An 18,580-nucleotide genomic window follows, 5' to 3' on the forward strand; every position below is an offset into this window, starting at 1 on the left:
CATGCTTATTTGCTGCCCAGGTCTGCTGCTTGATCAGTCCGCTGGCCAGGTTCGACACCTCATTCGATGGCCTGTCCTGCTCGTTCGACGCGCATGTATTCTGGTTCGACGAACGACAAAGTCGTACTCATGAAGGAGCCGTCTCGGTGGATGCCGAAGCCGTGCACGTGTCACCCGCCCCCTACCGGCCGGGCTACGAGCGGGTCGCCGAGCGGATCCTGCAGCTCATCGCGGAGCTCGAGCTCCGCCCCGGCGACCGCATGCCGACCGAGAACGAGCTGGCCGGCCGGATGGGGACCAGCCGCACCGTGGTGCGGGAGGCCGTGAAGATCCTCTCGGCACTCGGCCGCGTCCGCGCGCACAAGGGCCGCGGGCTCTACGTGGCCGACGACGAGGGCATGCTGGGTTCGTCCAGGTGGGGCGGCTTCTTCCTGCCCACCGACCTCGACCACGTCTACATGCTCTTCGAGTTCCGCCGGGTCCAGGAGAGCGCGGCGGCACGGCATGCCGCGACCCGCGCCACCCCCGCTGAGCTGCGCGCCATCGCCGACGCCGCCGAGCTGTGCCGGGAAGGGCACACGACGGGCCAGGCGGCGCTGTTCGACCGCGGCGACGACGAGTTCCACCTGGCCGTCGCCGCCGCCTCGCACAACCAGTTCCTCGTCGCGGCGGTGCGCGAAGCCCGCCGCCTGCAACGCCAGTCCAACATCATCGGGCTGCGGGGAGCGGTCGGCAGCCACACCGCGGAGGCGGTGGAGGAGCACGCCGCGATCTACCGGGCGATCCGCGACGGCGACGAGGACGCGGCCGCCGCGGCTGCCGCCGCGCACGTGGACCGGACCCTCGACGACTACCGCCGGGAGATCCAGCGCCGCGTCTTCGGCTGACCTGGACCCGTCTTCCGGATGTGTGCTACAAACTTCCCGGTGTTTGGTGTGATGTATCGCACTGAACCGATGCACTGAAGCATCGAGGGAGGGACGCATGTCCGCCACCGCACGCATGCCCCTGACGCCGTGAGCGCGCCCTTGCCGGCCGCGTCCGGGCGGCTGCCGCACACCGAGATCGGACGACCGGACCCGCACCGGCGAAGACACGACCTCCTCTAGGCCGCCTCCTGTCGCGTGCCCTGTCCGCCCGCGCGACATCGTGACGACCTGACACCGCTCCGAACGCACGACGTTCGGCGCGGCATCGAGCTCTGCGCTCGATCACCCTCGTAGTCCATTGTGGACTTGAGTGGCGATCTCCCTGCGAACAAAGGAGTTCCTCGATGTCATCCGGATCAACACGGCTCGTCAGACTGCTCGTCGGTGTGGGCGCGACGATGACACTGGCCGCGGGCGCCACGGCGGGCACGTCGCAAGCCGCCGCGCAGGGCCCGTGCGACATCTACGCCGCCGGAAACACGCCCTGCGTGGCCGCGCACAGCACGACCCGCGCGTTGTACGGCTCCTACGCCGGTGCGCTCTACCAGGTACGTCGTTCGTCGGACAACACGACGCGGGACATCGGCGTGCTGGAGGCCGGCGGAGTGGCCGACGCCGCGGCACAAGATTCGTTCTGCGCCAACACGACCTGCCTCATCACGGTCATCTACGACCAGTCCCCCAGGCACAACCATCTCACCCAGGCACCGCCGGGCGGATTCCCCGGCCCGGCACCCGGCGGCTACGACAACCTGGCGAACGCGACCGCGGCACCGATCACGGTCGGCGGGCACAAGGCGTACGGCGTCTTCGTGGCTCCGGGAACGGGCTACCGCAACAACAACGCCACCGGCACGGCGACCGGTGACCAGCCGGAGGGTATGTACGCGATCTTCAACGGCACGCATTACAACGGCGGTTGCTGCTTCGACTACGGCAACGCCGAGCGCAACAGCCGGGACAACGGCAACGGCACGATGGAAGCCATCTACTTCGGCAACATCAAGGTCTGGGGCTACGGCACGGGCAACGGCCCGTGGGTGATGGCGGACCTCGAGAACGGGCTGTTCTCCGGTGTCAACGCCGGCTACAACGCCAACGACCCGTCGGTGAACCACCGGTTCCTGACCGCGATCATCAAGGGCGAGCCGAACCACTGGGCCATCCGCGCGGGCAACGCGCAGACCGGCGGCCTGTCCACCTACTACGACGGCAAGCGCCCGAACGTCAACGGGTACAACCCGATGCGCAAGGAAGGCGCGATCATCCTCGGCACCGGCGGCGACAACAGCATCGGTTCCGCGGGCACCTTCTACGAGGGCGTGATGACCGCCGGCTACCCGTCCAACGCCACCGAGGACGCGGTGCAGGCCAACATCACCGCCGCCGGCTACACCATCGGGGCCAGCACCGGCAGCGGACCGCTGCACGCGAGCGGCGCGGGCAAGTGCCTCGACGGCGCGAGCTCCGGCGTCCAGCTGCAGATCCGTTCCTGCACCGGCCAGGCCAACCAGAACTGGACCCGCACGGCGGAGAACCGGCTGACCGTCACCGTCGGCGGCGCCACCCTGTGCCTGGACGCCAACGGCGCGGGCACCACGGCGGGCACCAAGGTGATCACCTGGAGCTGCAACGGCCAGGCGAACCAGCAGTGGCAGCTCAACCCGAACGGCACGATCACCGGCGTCCAATCAGGACTGTGCCTGGACGTGACCGGCGCGTCCACCGCGGAGGGCGCCCTGGTCGAGCTCTGGACCTGCAACAGCGGCAGCAACCAGCAATGGGCGCTCGGCTAGCCTGCCCTGCCCTGAAGCCCTTTTTCAACGACGAAAACGAGGGGTTCGATGTCCACCAGTCCATCCCTGCGACGGCGTGGCAGATCGGCGCTCGCCGCTCTGACCGCCGCCGGACTCACCACAGCCACCCTGACAGCGACGCTGGCGGTCGCCTCCACGCCCGCGGCCGCCGCGGCGAGCACGCTCGGTGCCGCGGCGGCGCAGAGCGGCCGCTACTTCGGCGCCGCGATCTCCCAGAGCCATCTCGGCGACTCGGCGTACGTGAACACGTGGGGCACGGAGTTCAACAGCGTCACACCTGAAAACGAGATGAAATGGGACACCGTCGAGCCCGGCCGCAACCAGTTCAACTTCGGCCCGGCGGACCAGATCGTGAGCCAGGCGCGCAGCCGCGGCATGTCGGTCCGCGGCCACACCTTCGTCTGGTACCAGCAGATTCCCGGCTGGGTGAACGGCCTGAACGGCAACGACCTGCGCGCGGCGATCTCGAACCACATCACCCAGGTGGCCGGTCACTGGAAGGGCCAGATCTACGCCTGGGACGTGGTGAACGAGGCGTTCGAGGAGAACGGCAGCCGCCGTCAATGGTTCGTGCAGCAGCGGCTCGGCGACGGCTACATGGAGGACGCGTTCCGCACCGCCCGCGCCGCCGATCCGGCCGCCAAACTCTGTTACAACGACTACAACACCGACGGCATCAACGCGAAGAGCACCGGCATCTACAACATGGTGCGCGACTTCAAAACCCGCGGCGTGCCGATCGACTGCGTCGGCTTCCAGAGCCACCTCGGCCAGGGCGCGAACCTGAGCAGCTACCAGGCGAACCTGCAACGCTTCGCCGACCTCGGCGTCGACGTGCAGATCACGGAGCTCGACGTCGGCGGCTCCGGTTCCGCCCAAGCCGCGACGTACCGCGCGGTGACGCAGGCCTGTATGGCCGTGACGCGCTGCACCGGGATCACCCCGTGGGGCATCACGGACAAGTACTCGTGGCGGGCAGGCGACACCCCGTTGCTGTTCGACGGCAACTACAACAAGAAGCAGGCGTACACCGCAGTGCTCGACGCGCTGAACGGCGGCGGCGGTGGTGGCGGCAATGGCACGTTGCGCTCCGTTTCCGCCAACAAGTGCCTGGACGTGCCGAACTCGTCGACCTCCGCGGGCACCCAGCTGCAGATCTGGGACTGCCACACCGGGACGAACCAGCAGTGGACGCGCGCCGCGTCCGGTGAGATCTCGGTCTACACCGGCGACTCCAAGCGGTGCCTGGACACCTCCGGCACGGGCAACGGCGCGAACTCGGTCATCGCGAACTGCAACGGCGGCAACAACCAGAAGTGGAACGTCGGCAGCAACGGCACGCTCACGAACGTCCAATCAGGACTGTGCCTCGACGTCAACGGCCGGGGAACCGCCAACGGCACCAAGGTGATCATCTGGTCCTGCAACGGCGGCACCAACCAGCAGTGGACCGGCCTGAACGACCCGGGCCCCGGCCCCGGACCCGGTCCGCTGCCGTCGCGGTACTCGTGGAGCTCGAGCCAGCAGCTGATCGCGCCGAAGTCCGACTCGACGCACAACATCGCGGGCATCAAGGACCCGACCGTGGTGTACCACGACGGGAAGTGGCACGTTTTCGCCAGCGTGGCGAACGCGGCCGGGTACAACATGGTCTACCTGAGCTTCACGGACTGGGCGCAGGCGAGCGCGGCACCGCACTTCTACCTCGACAGGTCGGGGATCGGCGCCGGCTACCGGGCGGCACCCGAGGTGTTCTACTTCGCGCCGCAGAACCTGTGGTACCTGGTCTACCAGGACGGCAACGCCGCCTACTCGACCAACCCCGACATCAACAACCCGGCGGGCTGGACCGCGCCGAAGCACTTCTACCAGGACATGCCGAAGATCATCAGGGACAACATCGGCAGCGGCTACTGGGTCGACATGTGGGTCATCTGCGACGCGGTGAACTGCCACCTGTTCTCCTCCGACGACAACGGTCACCTCTACCGGTCGCAGACCGCGGTCGGGAGCTTCCCGAACGGCATGAGCGACCCGGTCATCGCCGCGCAGGACTCCGACAAGTACGCGCTGTTCGAGGCGTCCAACGTGTACAAAGTGGACGGTGCGAACCAGTACGTGCTGATCGTCGAGGCGATCGGGGCGCAGGGCCGGTACTTCCGGTCCTGGACGTCGAGCAGCATCTCCGGCCCGTGGACGGCGCTGGCCGACACCGAGAGCTCACCGCTCGCGGGCGCCGCCAACGTCACGTTCCCCGCCGGATCGTGGACGCGGGACATCAGTCACGGCGAGATGATCCGGTCCGGCCGTGACCAGACGCTGAGCATCAGCCCCTGCAACATGCGCTACCTGTACCAGGGACGCGATCCCAACTCCGGTGGCGACTACAACAGCCTGCCGTGGCGGCTGGGCCTGCTCACGCAAACCAACTCTTCCTGCTGACTGGCGAACGCTAGGAGACGACGTTGTCCAACGCACCAGACGAGCGTTCACCGGACCACCAGCACAGGATCCGGCGCCGCACCATCCTCGGCACCGGCCTGGCGGCTCTCGCCGCACCCGCGCTGGCCCGCACTGCCGAAGCCTCCGCGGCACAGGCGAGCGGGGACGTGACGGCCGCGGCATGGCCCGACCCGCCCAACGGCTACCCCGAGTGGAACAACAACATCGGGATCTTCCAGGTCAACGCCCAGCCCGCGCACGCCACGTTCATGCCCTACGCCGATCTCCAGCAGGCGCTGGCGGCGGACCGCTCGAACTCACCGTTCCGGCTCGACCTGACCGGGACGTGGAAGTTCAAGCACGTCACCAAACCCGCGGACCGCGACCTGAACTTCTGGCGGACCGACGTCAACGACAGCGGCTGGGCGAACCTGCCGGTGCCCGCCAACTGGCAGCTGCACGGCTACGACAACCCGATCTACGTCAACGTCACCTACCCGTGGTGGGGCGGCAACGGGCAGAACGAGAACGCGCAGCCCCCGTTCGCGCCGCAACGCGTCAACCCGGTCGGCCAGTACCGCAGGACGTTCACGCTTCCGCCCACCTGGCAGGGGCGGCGGATCCACATCCACTTCGAGGGCGTCAAGTCCGGGTTCTACCTGTGGGTCAACGGCACGAAGGTCGGTTACCGCGAGGGCTCCTACACGCCCTCGGAGTTCGACATCACCGACCAGGTGCGCACCGGGTCGAACCTGATCGCGGTCGAGGTCTTCCGGTACCCGGACGGCGACTGGCTGGAGGACCAGGACATGATCCGGCTGTCCGGGATCTTCCGGCCGGTCTTCCTCTACTCGCTGCCGCCCGTGCACCTGCGCGACTTCACGATCACCACGCCGTTGCGGGACAACTACACCAACGCAGACCTCGGCGTCGCGGTGGCCGTGCGCAACAGCGGCGGGCAGCAGCCGGGCACGTTCACGGTCGAAACCCAGCTGTACGACCAGAACCAGCAGCCCGTGTGGCCGGAACCGTTGCGCACGGCGGTGAACTCCCCCTCGCCTGGCCAGGAGGCGACCGGGCGCGGCTCGAAGGCGGTGCAGGGGCCGAGGCTCTGGTCCGCCGAGCACCCGAACCTCTACACCGCGGTGCTCTCGCTCAAGGACCCGGCGGGCACGGTGATCCAGACCGTGTCGGCCAGGGTCGGCTTCCGCGAGTTCGCCATCAAGAACGGGCTCATGCGGATCAACGGCCAGCCCGTGTCGTTGCGCGGCACCAACAGGCACGAGATGCATCCGGACCACGGCGCGGCGCTGACCCGTGAGGACATGGTCCGCGACATCACGGTGATGAAGCAGATCAACATCAACTCGGTCCGCACGTCGCACTACCCGAACAACGCGGTGTGGTACGACCTCGCCGACGAGTACGGCCTGTACGTCCTGGACGAGACCAACCTCGAGACCCACGGCATCCGCGACAACTACCCGGACTCGAAGGCGGACTGGACCTCCAACGTGCTCGACCGGGCAGCGCAGATGGTGCACCGCGACAAGAACCACCCGTCGGTGATCATGTGGTCGCTCGGCAACGAGGCCGGTGGCGGCAGCAACTTCGTCACGATGCGCGACTGGATCCGCGCGGCCGACCCGACCCGGATCATCCAGTACGAGGGCGACAACCGCCCCCAGGTCAGCGACATCCGGTCCGCGATGTACGAAAGCCCCGCCGGAGTGCAGAACCGGGCGCGGAACACCTCCGACACCCGGCCGTACGTGATGATCGAGTACACCCACAGCATGGGCAACTCGACCGGCAACCTCAAGGAGTACTGGGACATCATCCGTGCCAACCCGATCCTGCAGGGCGGCTGGATCTGGGACTTCGTCGACCAGGCACTGACCTGGAAGGCCTCGAACGGCGCCACGTACCAGGCCTACGGCGGCGACTGGGGCGACAACCCGAACGACGGTGCCTTCAGCGGCGACGGCATCGTCACCACCAACCGGCGGATCAGCGGCAAGGCCGTCGAGGTCAAGCAGGTCTACCAGGCGATCAACGTGGCCGCCGGCAGTTCCTTCGACACCGTCCGGATCACCAACGAGTACCTCTTCAGCAACGTCGGCGAGTTCGTCGCCGACTGGGCGCTGGTCGCCGACGGCACGGTGGTCCAAAGTGGACAGCTCACCGCGGAGCAGGCCGACATCGCGCCGCTGTCCACCAAGACGGTGCAGCTGCCGGTCCAGCGTCCGGCCAACCCGGCGCCGGGCGAGGAACACTTCCTGCAGCTGTCGTTCAAGCTGCGGACGGCGACGCCGTGGGCGGGCGCCGGTTTCGAGGTGGCCAAGCAACAACTGCCCGTCAACCTCAACAGCCCGGCGATCGTGCCGACACCGGTCACGTCCGTGCCGGTGCTGACCGCCACCGAGACCGGCGACCGCATCACCGTCACCGGACAGGACTTCACCGTCGCCATCGCGAAGTCCAACGGCGTGATCACCTCCTACGAGGCGATGGGCATGCGGCTGCTGAGTTCCGGTCCCACACCGAACTTCTGGCGAGCGCCGACGGACAACGACAACGGCAACGGCCACCCGAACCGCAACGGGACGTGGCGCAACGCCGGCGCGAACCGCACGGTGAGCCGCGTGGCGCTCGAACGGCCGTCCGACCGCGCGGTGCGGGTGACCATCAGCGGCACCCTGCCGACCAGCACCGTCTCGACGTTCACGATGACGTACACCATCTACGGCAACGGCGAGATCAAGGTCGACAACACCCTGCACCCCGGGTCGTCGTCCCTGCCCTACATCCCCGAGGTCGGCACGATGCTGTTCCTGCCGGGTGAGCTCTCCCGGCTGCGCTACTACGGCCGGGGCCCGCACGAGAACCAGTGGGACCGCAAGACCGGCTCCGACGTGGGCGTGTACTCCTCGACCGTGGCCGAGCAGTGGACCGGCTACCTGCGGCCGCAGGAGAACGGCAACAAGACCGACGTCCGCTGGGTCGCCCTGGTCAACGGCAGCGGCCGCGGCCTGCTCGCGTACGGCGACCAGCCGCTGGAGGTCAACGCGTCGTACTTCACCCCCGAGGACCTCTCGAAGGGCGTCCGCCACGACTACCAGCTGACCCGGCGGCAGGACGTGGTGCTGCGGCTGAACCTGCGGCAGACGGGCGTCGGCGGCAACGACAGCTGGGGCGCGCAACCCCTCGACACCTACAAGATCTTCCCCAACCGGGACTACACCTACACGTACCGGTTGAAGCCGCTGCCCGACCTCGGCCAGGCGCTGGCGCTGTCCCGCGTTCCGGTCGGCACCGCGGGCGGCGGCGGTACCGGGGTGCAGCCGGGGGTGGACTACCACCTCGTCGCCCAGCACAGCAACAAGCTGGTCGACATCAACGGCGCGTCCACCGCGGCGGGCGCCACCGTGATCCAGTGGGCCGCCACGGGCGGGCTGAACCAGGTGTTCGACTTCGTCGACTCCGGTGGCGGCTACTACCGCATCCGGGCGCGGCACAGCGGTCTCGTGCTCCAGGTCGCGAGCTCGAGCACCGGCGCCGACATCACCCAGCAGGCCGACACCGGCTCGCCCGCCCAGCAGTGGCAGGTGGTCGACCAGGGCCTGGGCGTGGTCAGCTTCGTCAACCGGCAGAGCGGTCTGGCCATGGACGTGTTCAGCGCCTCGACCGCGGACGGCGCCCGGATCTCGCAGTGGACCGCGGGAAGCGGGCTGAACCAGCGGTTCGCGCTCCAGCGGCTCTGAGCCGATGAGGTGAGCTTTCCCTGGCGTGGTCGGGGAAAGCTCACCCTTCGGAGGCGACCTCCTCCAGCCACGCGCCGATGAGCGCGGGCCAGTCGAGGGTCAGCACGGCCTGGTGGGTCGCGTGGAAGAGCCCCAAAGGCCCGCCACCGCGGCCATCGGCCTCGAGGATCACGTGCAGCTCGTGCTCTCCGGCGACGAACGTCAGCTCGACCTCGCCGATCCGGTCCGCGTACCGGGCAGGCGCGACGAGCTCGATCTCCTGGTAGTACCCCGGTTCGTGCCGCACCCCCGGCAACCGGCCGGCGTCGACCCCCGACCCGCGCAACCGGAAACCCAGCTGCCCGAAGGCCTCCAGCACCTTCCGCTGCCCCGGCGCCGGCTCCACCTGCACGACGTCGAGGTCGTCGTGGACCGAGACGCCCGCCACGAAGACCTCGGTCCGCACCCCCACGGACACGCCGGGCAGCCACAGGCCGCCGACAGCGGTGATCGGTGTCTCCCACGGCACCGCGAGCTGGAACGGGATCGACACCACCTCGCCCGGCAACACCCGTATTGCCCGGCGTGCGACGACCCGGTGCAACTCGCGATCGCCGTGCTCGGCCTCGACGCTCGTGACGAGCGACAGCACGACCTGGCTGATCACCGCCTCGGACCTGCCACCCTGCAGGTGCGCTTGGCCCGTGATCACCTGGCCGGGCACGGTGCGCGGTGAGTCCAGCACGGTATCGGCCGACGGGCCGCCGACGCCGAGAGCGTTGAGCATCCGGCTGAACATGAGCTGACTCCTGCCGTCTGGGATGGGCGGCATCGAGCGTCACAGACAGCGCCGGGTCACCACATCGGCCCGGCGGCCGGAACAGCCTGCCACCCGGCCGGAACACGCCCCGCCAGGTGGCTGGTCAGACGCGGTCGAACGGCACCCGCAGCCGCACCCGGAACCCGCCCTCCGGCGTCGGCCCCGTCTCCACCGCACCGCCGAGCAGCTCGGCCCTCTCCCGCAGCCCCACCAGTCCGTGCTGCGCGCTGGGCAGCGGAACCGTCGGCCGCGTCGGCCTGCCGTTCGTGATCGTCACGGTCAGTTCGGCTCCCACCCGGTCGATCCGCACCGTCGCGGCGGCTCCCGGGGCGTGCTTGCGCACGTTCGTCAGTCCTTCTTGGACAGTGCGGTAGACCGCGCGCTGCACCACCGGCACGGCTTCGGTCGGCACCTCCCCGTCTAGCCGGACGTCGATGCCGCTGGTGGCCAGCAACCGGTCCAGGTCGAGCAGGGTCGGCTGCGGCATGAGCTCGGTCGCGAGTGTGCCGGACGCGCGCAGCAACGTGACCATGTGCCGCAGCTCGTCGAGGGTGTCGACGCTGAGCTGGCGGATGGTCGTCGCGGCCTCGCGGGACGCCGGGTCGGGCGTGCTGACCTGCCACGCCCCCGCGCGCACCGCGATCAGGCTCACCTGGTGCGACACCACGTCGTGCATCTCGCGGGCGAGCTGCGCGCGTTCCTTGGCCAGGGTCTGCTCGGCGATCAGCAGCCGTTCGTGCTCGCGCGCCTCGTTGATCTCCCGCAGCCGCAGGGAGAGGTCGTGCCGGGCCTGGACGAGCTGGCCCAGGAACGCCGGTGCGAGCGCCGTCATCGAGCCATACAGGACGTTCAGCAGGATCGTCTTGTGATCGGCGGCGACGAACATCTCGTACGGGTCGGGAAAAGTGTTGCCGGCCACCACCACGAGCGCGAAGCCCGCCAGCTTGCGGCGATCGGGCTCGTAGCGGGCGACGGTGTAGAGCGCGATCAGGGACGAGATGCCGGAGTACGACACGAACAGGGCCGGCAACGTCAGCACGAACACCAGTCGCGGAAACCGGCGCCGCACGACCAGCGCCAGCACCGCGACGCACGCGAGCACCGTGGCGACCGGCTGGTCGCCGTCGGCCGTCAGCCACACGTCGAGGCCCGCCGCCAGCACCAGGGCGGCGTCGAAGGACCGCGCCCCGTTCACAGCAACCCCGCCCGCTGCGCCAGCAAGGCCGCCTGAACGCGGCTGCCGACGCTGAGCTTGGTCAGGATCGCGCTGACGTGGTCCTTGATCGTGCCCACGCTCAGGTGCATCCGCGCGCCGATCTCGGCGTTCGACAGGCCTTCCGCGACCAGCACGAGCACCTCGCGCTCCCGCACGGACAGCGTGGCCACCGCCGAGGCGTCGGGCCCTGTGCCGCGGCCCAGGTACCCGTCGACCACGGTCTGGGAGACCTTCGGCGACAGCACCACTCCCCCGCTCGCGAGCGTGCGGACGAGCTGCGCCAGCTGCGTCGGCTCGGTGTCCTTGAGGATGAACCCGGCCGCACCCGACCGCAGCGCCTCGGCGATGTACTCGTCGGAGTCGAACGTGGTCAGCATCGCCACGACCGGCGGCTGCGCCATCGCCATCAGCGTGCGCAGCACCGTGAGGCCGTCGACGTCGGGCATCCGGATGTCGAGCAGCACCACGTCCGGCCGATGCGTCCCGACCTCCCGCACCGCCTGCCCACCGGCCGCGGTCGCCACCACGTCGATGTCCCCGGCCGCGCGCAGGATCAGCTCGAACCCCGACCGCACCAACGCCTCGTCGTCCACCACGACAACCCTGATCACACCGCAGACGATAAGCCCCTCGCGCCGGCCGGTCGACGGCGGCGCGTCTACTTCGGACAGTAACCGGTGGCGCCGGCCGCAAGTTGCCGATCGTCTCTAGTTCGAAGGCCGGTCGTCTCGGCACCCGCTCCGATCGGTCCGCTGTCCTCCGCGCGCTGAACGGCCAGGCAGCGAACCCCCGTACTCCCCCGTCGGAAGCGTCGAACACGAGAGGAAAACCAAGATGCCGAACCAGAAGCAGGTGGTGAAGCGTGGCGTGATGGTGGCAGTCCTGGCCGCCGCGGTCAGCGTCGGACTCACCGGCACAAGCGCCGCGAGCCCCACCACAAGTACCACCGCCGCCGCCAACTGCACCGCGCAGCAGAAGCAGGCAGCGAACCAGGCCGCGACCAACGCGAAGAACCAGGCCGGCCGGGCGCAGCGAGCAGCCAAGCTGGCGGCGAACACGGCCAAGCGCGCCCAGCAGGCCGCGCAGAAGGCCCAGCAGAAGGCGAACACGGCCAAGCAGACCGCCGACGCGGCCGCGAAGAAGGCACAGCAGACCAAACAGGCAGCCGACGTGACCAAGGCGAACCAGGCCAAGCAGGCGTCCGACCAGGCCGCTGCGGCAGCGGCCAAGGCGAAGCAGCAGGCGACCGCGCTGGCGAACCGGGCCGCGAAGGCCAAGAAGGCCGCGGACCAGGCGGCCGGCCGCAACAACCAGGCTGCCGCGGCGGCGCGCAAGTGCGCCGCCTGACGGGGGCGATCGGGCTCGTGGTCTACCGGGAGCGAACCCGATCGTGAGGACGGAGAAGGAGCCTGGGCCGCGGCGGTCCCGGGCTCCTTCCCCGCGTCACGGCCAGGAGAAAGCCCGATGCCCGGCAGCGGCCCGGAGGCCTTCTCCGTTCGACAACCAGGAAAACTCAGGTGTCCGGCAGCAGTCCCGCGTCGTGCGCGACGATCGCGGCCTGGGTCCTGTTGGCACAGCCCAGTTTCGCGAGGATGCGGCTCACATAGGTCTTGACCGTCCCCTCCCCCATGTAGAGCAGCCGCGCCGTCTCCGCGTTGGACGCGCCGGCACCGACCATCACGAGCACCTCGCGCTCGCGTTCGTTCAACGTCCCCACCAGCCGCTGCGCCTTCACGGCCCTGCTGTCGGCAGCCGTCAGGTGCGTCGCGATGAGGTCCTTGGTGATGCGCGGCGAGAGGATCGCACCCCCGTGAGCCGCCGCCCGCACCGCGTGGATGAGCTCCTGCGGCCCGCTGTCCTTGAGGATGAACCCGGCGGCCCCGGCACGCAGCGCCCGCGTGATGTACTCCTGCTCGCCGAACGTCGTGAGCATCACGACCTTGACCGCGGGCGCTCGCACGGCCAGCTGCTCGGCGGCGGTCAGGCCGTCGGTGCCGGGCATGCGGATGTCCACGAGCGCCACGTCGACCGGCACCGCGCAGGCACGTTCCACCGCCTCCTCGCCGTCACCCGCCTCCGCGACCACCTCGATGTCGGCGGCGTGTCTCAGCACCAGCCGGACTCCCTCGCGCAGCAGTTGTTCGTCATCGACCAGCATCACCCGGATCGGTTGCGCGGTCACGACTTCGGCAGTTCGAAGCGGGTCTTCTGGACGAGCAGGTCCCGGTGGAAGCAGTAGCGTTCGATCATGGTCCATTCGCCCTCCTGGTAGTAGCTGTAAGAACATTGCGCGTTCGCGGGTCGCGCCGGTTCGACCCCGCGGGCCGCCAGGCGGGCGAGCGGACTGTCCGGCCCGGCCGTGTCGGTGACCTGGTCGCGGGTGCTGCCGAGCGCGAGAGTCTCGAACGGCAGCTGTGCCTGGACGTTCTGGAAGTCGAACATCACGGTGTTGAAGGTGACGACGAGAATCGCCACCGCGCCGATCAGCCCGGTCGCCAGAACCGCGGACATGCCCGCGCGCGCGAGCTGGTCGTCGGGGCGGGCGGGGCCGTCGGAGGCGACCGGGATCGGGCTGGTCGCGGTGAGCGGAAGCGTTGCGGTGACGCGGAACCCGCGTCCCTGCCGGGGGCCGGCCTCGAAGCTGCCGCCGAGCAACCGAACCCGTTCCTGCACGCCCGCGAGCCCGAGACCCGTGCCCGGCGCCGGGGCCGCCGTCCCGCCGTCGTCGAACACGCCGACGCGGACGCAGTCGCTGCCGTGCTCCACCACGACTTCCCCGTGCGCGCCCTGGGCGTGACGGCAGACGTTGGTGAGTCCTTCGCGCACGATCCGGTGCACCGCCTGCCGGACCGGGCTGGCGACGCCGGTCAGGTCGTCGCCCGTCCACTCCAGCCTGACGTGGACGCCTCCCGCCTGGGCCTGCCGCACCAGCTGGAACACGTCCGCCCTGGTGCCGGTGTGGTCCGCGGGCTGCGTGCTGGCGGGTTCGGGCTGGCGGAGAATGCCGAGGGTCGCCCGCAGCTCGTCCATCGCGGTGCGCACGGTTCCCCTGATGAGCCGCGCGGGGTCGCTGATGTGGCGCGGCGTCGTCGTGTCGAGCTCGAGACTCCCCGCGTACAGGGAGATGAGGCTGAGCCGGTGGCCGAGCAGATCGTGCATCTCCTGCGCGATGCGGGTCCGTTCCTGCAGCCGCGCGGTCGACCCGGCGTAACGGGTCTGCTCGTGCAGGGCGCTGATCAGCTGTTCGCGTTGCACGAGAAGGGCCTGCACCACGACCGGACCGGCCACGCAGACGAGCACCGAGACGCCGAAGTCGACGAGCACGGCCTTCCACTGGTACCCCGACCCGACCAGCCCGATCACGACCGGCAGCAGGGCCGCCACGACCAGCACGGTGGTCCGCCACCGCTCGTTCCGGACCCGCGCCGCCACGCTGTAGGCCGCCACCGCCAGTGCGATGCCGGCCGCCGGGTACCAGCCGAACAACGCCGCCGCGGTCAGCACCGCCACCCCGGGCAGGCGATGCCGGAGCAGGGCGGGCACCATCGAGGCACCCGCGATCACCAGGCCGACCACCGGGTCGTCGCACGGTGCGGGTCCCCAGTCCACGATCACGTACCGGGTCGCCGTGAAGGTGACCGCGCCGATGAACGCCAGCAGCATCACCTCACGGCTCAGCGCCACGACCCGTGGGGAGAGCCGCGGCGCCGAAACGCGAGTTGCGCTCATAGCCTGTTCTACGTACCCGCGGTCTCACCGGTTGACCGCTGCACGAATGCGAGGCAGTACGTCGTCGGCGGTTCCGCGTAGACGATCGACGCCGAGTTCTCGCCGTCCGGGCATTCGACCGCGTCCCCCGCCGACGAGATCACCTTGGTGACCTTGACGGTCTCCTCCCCGGCGCACTCCGCCTTGACCCAGCTGTCCTCGTCGTCGGCGGGCCGGTAGCACGCGCCCTCCGCGAGGTTGGGCAGCAGGCAGAGCTTGCCGCCGCCGGAGTTCGGCACGACCTGCACGTACTCGTCGTCGCCCGCCGGGCAGCCCGCGGCTGCGTCGGCGAGCACCTTGCCCACCTTGAACCTCACGTCACCCGTCGCACAGCCCGCGCTCGAGACGTCCGCGCGGTTGTCGCTGCGGTTGGCCAGCGCGACGCACTCACCCGCCTTCGCCCGCGGCCCGCCGGCGAACTTCACGAACACGAATCCCGCGGCGGCGGCGACCACGAACGCCGCCAGCGCGATCACCAGTACCGGTTTTCTCATACAGGTGGGTACGGACGCGGCGGAAAGCCCGGGCGGCGGCCCGCGCAGCGCGAGGCGAAGGTCTCTGCTGCCCGGACGCGTCGCATCCGGACGGCAGAGAGCTCGAGACGATCGGCGACTTGTTCTCGCGCGTCAGAGCTGGTTGATGCGGACCAGGTTGCCGGCCGGGTCGCGGAACGAGCAGTCGCGCACGCCCCACGGCTGGTCCTCTGGCTCCTGCAGCACCTCACCCGCACCTGACTCCTCGACCCACGCCCTGGCGCGGTCGAACGCGCCCTGCAGGTCCTTGGACGCGAGCGAGATGGCCGTGTAGACGCCCTTCGCCATGAGGACGGCGATCGTGCGGCGCTCCTCCTCGCTGACGCCGGGGTCGGCGGCGGGCGGGTGCAGCACGATGCCGGTCTCCGGCTGGTCGGGCGGTCCGACGGTGATCCAGCGCATGGTGCCCTTGCCGACGTCCTGGCGGACCTCGAAGCCGAGCGCGTCGCGGAAGAAGCCGAGTGACTTCTCGGGGTCGTCTGCGGGCAGGAAGGCCGCGGCGATGATGACTGACATGCCCGTCAACCTAATCGGGCGAACCGGCCGCCGCTTCTCGATTCCTGATCGGACGCATGACGGCCTTGGCCAGGCAGTTCGGGATGCCCTGGCCGTCCTCGGCGGCGACCTTGCGGTACTGGCTCGGCGACATGCCGACCAGCTCGGAGAAACGGGTGCTGAACGTGCCGAGCGACGTGCAGCCGACCTCGAAGCAGACCTCGGTGACGGACAGGTCGCCGCGCCGCAGCAAGGTCATCGCGCGCTCGATGCGGCGGGTCATCAGATAGCTGTAGGGCGACTCGCCGAACGCGGCCCTGAACGCGCGCGACAGGTGCCCGGCGGACAGGTGCACGCCGCGGGCCAGCGCCGCCACGTCGAGCGGCTCCCGGTACTCGCGGTCGATCCTGTCGCGCACCTTGCGGAGCAGGACGAGCTCCTGCAGGCGCGGGTCCTGGGCGGTCACGAGAGACAGCCTAAGGCCCGCGCCTGACAGTTTCCTGACTTGCGAGAACTAGCAGGCACCCTGGTCGCGCCAGACGCCCCACTCACCGGTGGTGCCGGGCTCCTCGCCCTTCGTCCACCACTGGGCCTTCCACTTGCGACCCTTGTGCGACACCTCGTTGCCACCCGTGTAGACCTGCTCGCGGTCCCACGCGGGCAGCGAACAGGCAGGCGGGTTCGTGGTGGTCGTCGTCGTGGTGGTGGTCGTGGACGTGGTGGTCGGCGTGGTGCCGCCGCCGATCTTCGGGTAGTCGGCCGTGATCGCGTAGGACTGGCCGCCGAAGGTGAACACGAAGTTCGACGGCGTCGAGATCGGCAGCTGGTAGCTGACCGTCATCTCGACCGACGCGCCCGGTGCGAGCGACTGCCACGACGGCAGCGTCAGCTCCGCCTTCTGGAAGTCGCCCTTCAGGCCGCCGACGTTCGATCCGCTGTGCCCCTTGGAAACGACCTTGAGCCCGAAGCCGGACTGGTCGGCCATGCCGCCGGGCGCGCTGGTGCCGTAGTCGAACGCGATCTTCGTGCCACCGGGGATGGTGACGGTCGAGCGGTTGGTGAACTTGATCTTCGGAGTGATCGGGTAGTTGTTGTCGCCCAGCGCGAAGCCGTAGACGTCCACGTCGACCGCGAGCGACTGCGACTGCTGGGACGAAGCCTTCAGGTTGCCGTAGGGCGCGGCGCCGTTCAGGCCGGTGTTGATCGTCGACAGCAACGTGTCGCCGATGAAGTACTCCTTCTTCGCGGAGTCGTACTTGTAGTCGCCGGCGAGCTCCCAGATCATGATGCCGCCGAGACCCTTGTCGCGCACGTACTTCGCCTTCTCCGCCATCGACTGCTCGGTCTCGGTGGACAGGAACACCTTCTTGTCGTTGTTCCACAGCCACGGCGACTTCAGCGTCGAGTCGTAGGAGGGCGTGTACGTGCCGGTCAGCCGGTCCGTCGGGTCGTTGACCGGGTCCAGGCCGTACTGCGCGGAGTACGAACCGGTGACCTTGGCCTCGAGGTTCTTGGTGTGCCACAGCGGGTTCACGCCGGACGGAACCTCGGCGCCACCGGCCGTGACGTCGTGCCAGATGTTGTCGATGCCGGTCGCGCCGTTGCCGCACGGCGTGGTCGAGCCGACCGAGGTACCGGTGCCGGGCGGGCACTTCGACTGGTCCGGCAGCGCCGCCTTGCCCCACAACCCGTTCGTGCCACCGGTGACGCCCTGCCAGCCGCGCGAGTAGAACGGCACGCCCAGGTTGATGCGTCCGGCCTGCATGGCACCGCGGTAGTAGTGGTACGCCCAGTCGCTGTTGAGGTAGCCCATGCCCTCGTACTGCGGCGCCGTGTACACACCACCCGCGGACAGCTCGCCGTCCTTGCCGTCGTCGTAGAGAGCCGCGTTCGGGCCGACGAAGTGGTTCCACGAGCCGTGCAGGTCGTAGCTCATGACGTTGAGGTAGTCGAGGTACTTGACCACCTGGTACGACTCCTGGCCGCGCAGCAGCCAGCCGGACGCGGGCACCGCCGCGGTCAACATGTAGTGCTTGCCGTCGGTGGCGCCGGCGCGGTCGAGCTTCTCGCGCAGGGTCTTCATGATCGCCGAGTAGCCGGTCCACAGGTTCCCGCGGTTGGCGTTGGAGATCCAGAAGTCGTCGGGGTTGCCCGCGTGGTTGTTCGACGTCGCGTACTCGTAGTCGATGTCAGCGCCGTTGAAGCCGTACTGGCGCAGGAACCCGACCACGCTGTCCGCGAACGTGTCGATCGCGGCCTGCGACTGGCCGAGCTTGTAGAAGCCGCCCGAGGCGTTGCGCGTGCCGTCTGCGTTGAAGAAGCCACCGGTCTCCGCCCAGCCGCCGATGGAGATCAGCGTCTTGACGTTCGGGTACTGCTTCTTGAACTTCGTGAGCTGGTTGAAGTTGCCCTTGTAGGGCAGCGACGGGTCCATCTCCGCGCCCGCGACGCCCGGCCACTCCATGCCGATCGAGGAGTTGTTCGCGTCGTTCGCGCCGACCGAGATCTTGTTCTGCGCATCGATGTGCGCGAACGCGTAGTTGAGGTGCGTGACCTTGGTCCAGGGGATGTCCTTGGCGAGGTAGCCGGGCTGACCGTTCTTGCCGGTCCGCCAGCTGGTGAAGTACCCGATCACCCGCCGGGACTTGTCCGGCCCCAGGTTCTCGCGCCCGGAGGTGTCGTAGACGGTGCAGTAGGGCACGTCGACGCCCGGCGTCCTGTACAGCCCGTCGGGCCGGCAGTCCTCGTGGGCCGCGGCGGCGATGGGCGCGTTGGTCACAGCTATGACGGTCCCGGCTAGCAGTGCTAGCACCGGGA

14 protein-coding genes are annotated in these 18,580 nt (G+C 69.2%); 5 read left to right on the forward strand and 9 right to left on the reverse strand.

Annotated elements, in window-relative coordinates; genetic code table 11:
* The first annotated feature begins 146 nt into the window (after positions 1 to 146).
* The 4 genes from ABZ345_RS20115 (at position 147) to ABZ345_RS20130 (ending at position 8,952) form a co-directional block, all read left to right on the forward strand.
* Positions 147 to 887: an FCD domain-containing protein gene (locus ABZ345_RS20115; protein WP_359850547.1), complete on the forward strand. Its 741-nt coding sequence runs from the start codon at positions 147 to 149 to the stop codon at positions 885 to 887.
* Positions 888 to 1,327: 440 nt separating this feature from the next.
* Positions 1,328 to 2,725: an arabinofuranosidase catalytic domain-containing protein gene (locus tag ABZ345_RS20120; protein ID WP_359850801.1), complete on the forward strand. Its 1,398-nt coding sequence runs from the start codon at positions 1,328 to 1,330 to the stop codon at positions 2,723 to 2,725.
* A gap of 48 nt (positions 2,726 to 2,773) precedes the next feature.
* A complete protein-coding gene (locus ABZ345_RS20125; RefSeq protein WP_359850549.1) occupies positions 2,774 to 5,188 on the forward strand; it encodes a non-reducing end alpha-L-arabinofuranosidase family hydrolase in 2,415 nt (804 codons plus the stop codon).
* A 23-nt stretch (positions 5,189 to 5,211) separates the two neighbouring features.
* Complete coding sequence (locus ABZ345_RS20130; protein WP_359850552.1) at positions 5,212 to 8,952, forward strand: glycoside hydrolase family 2 TIM barrel-domain containing protein; 3,741 nt, start codon at positions 5,212 to 5,214, stop codon at positions 8,950 to 8,952.
* Between the two features lie 40 nt (positions 8,953 to 8,992).
* Here ABZ345_RS20130 and ABZ345_RS20135 read toward each other — a convergent pair whose 3' ends face one another.
* From ABZ345_RS20135 to ABZ345_RS20145, 3 genes are all read right to left on the reverse strand, one after another.
* A complete protein-coding gene (locus tag ABZ345_RS20135) occupies positions 8,993 to 9,730 on the reverse strand; it encodes a sporulation protein (RefSeq protein WP_359850555.1) in 738 nt (245 codons plus the stop codon).
* A gap of 124 nt (positions 9,731 to 9,854) precedes the next feature.
* Positions 9,855 to 10,946 carry a histidine kinase gene (locus tag ABZ345_RS20140; protein WP_359850558.1) on the reverse strand — a complete coding sequence of 364 codons (1,092 nt, stop codon included), beginning with the start codon at positions 10,944 to 10,946 and terminating at the stop codon, positions 9,855 to 9,857.
* A complete protein-coding gene (locus ABZ345_RS20145; protein ID WP_359850561.1) occupies positions 10,943 to 11,578 on the reverse strand; it encodes a response regulator transcription factor in 636 nt (211 codons plus the stop codon). The genes ABZ345_RS20140 and ABZ345_RS20145 overlap by 4 nt, the downstream gene beginning before the upstream one ends.
* 223 nt (positions 11,579 to 11,801) lie before the next feature.
* On the opposite strand from ABZ345_RS20145, the gene ABZ345_RS20150 reads away from it, so the two are divergent.
* The gene (locus ABZ345_RS20150; RefSeq protein ID WP_359850564.1) at positions 11,802 to 12,314 is read left to right on the forward strand and encodes a hypothetical protein; all 513 of its coding nucleotides are present in this window, start codon (positions 11,802 to 11,804) and stop codon (positions 12,312 to 12,314) included.
* A 166-nt stretch (positions 12,315 to 12,480) separates the two neighbouring features.
* On the opposite strand, the gene ABZ345_RS20155 is transcribed toward ABZ345_RS20150, so the two are convergent.
* The 6 genes from ABZ345_RS20155 to ABZ345_RS20180 form a co-directional block, all read right to left on the reverse strand.
* Entirely contained in the window at positions 12,481 to 13,149 is a 669-nt protein-coding gene (locus ABZ345_RS20155; protein WP_359850567.1) for a response regulator transcription factor, read from the reverse strand.
* On the reverse strand, positions 13,146 to 14,696 hold the full coding sequence (locus ABZ345_RS20160) for a histidine kinase (protein ID WP_359850570.1): 1,551 nt from the start codon (positions 14,694 to 14,696) through the stop codon (positions 13,146 to 13,148). Before ABZ345_RS20160 ends, ABZ345_RS20155 begins: the two co-directional genes overlap by 4 nt.
* An 8-nt stretch (positions 14,697 to 14,704) precedes the next feature.
* A complete protein-coding gene (locus tag ABZ345_RS20165; protein WP_359850573.1) occupies positions 14,705 to 15,229 on the reverse strand; it encodes a hypothetical protein in 525 nt (174 codons plus the stop codon).
* Positions 15,230 to 15,361: 132 nt separating this feature from the next.
* Complete coding sequence (locus tag ABZ345_RS20170) at positions 15,362 to 15,784, reverse strand: VOC family protein (RefSeq protein WP_359850576.1); 423 nt, start codon at positions 15,782 to 15,784, stop codon at positions 15,362 to 15,364.
* Positions 15,785 to 15,794: 10 nt separating this feature from the next.
* Positions 15,795 to 16,238, reverse strand: coding sequence for a helix-turn-helix transcriptional regulator (locus ABZ345_RS20175; RefSeq protein ID WP_359850804.1), 444 nt, complete (start codon positions 16,236 to 16,238; stop codon positions 15,795 to 15,797).
* A 39-nt stretch (positions 16,239 to 16,277) separates the two neighbouring features.
* Positions 16,278 to 18,542, reverse strand: coding sequence for a glycosyl hydrolase family 18 protein (locus tag ABZ345_RS20180; RefSeq protein ID WP_359850579.1), 2,265 nt, complete (start codon positions 18,540 to 18,542; stop codon positions 16,278 to 16,280).
* Positions 18,543 to 18,580: the final 38 nt, after the last annotated feature.

This window comes from Lentzea sp. NPDC005914 (assembly GCF_040629405.1).
In the GTDB taxonomy this organism is placed as follows: Bacteria; Actinomycetota; Actinomycetes; order Mycobacteriales; family Pseudonocardiaceae; genus Lentzea.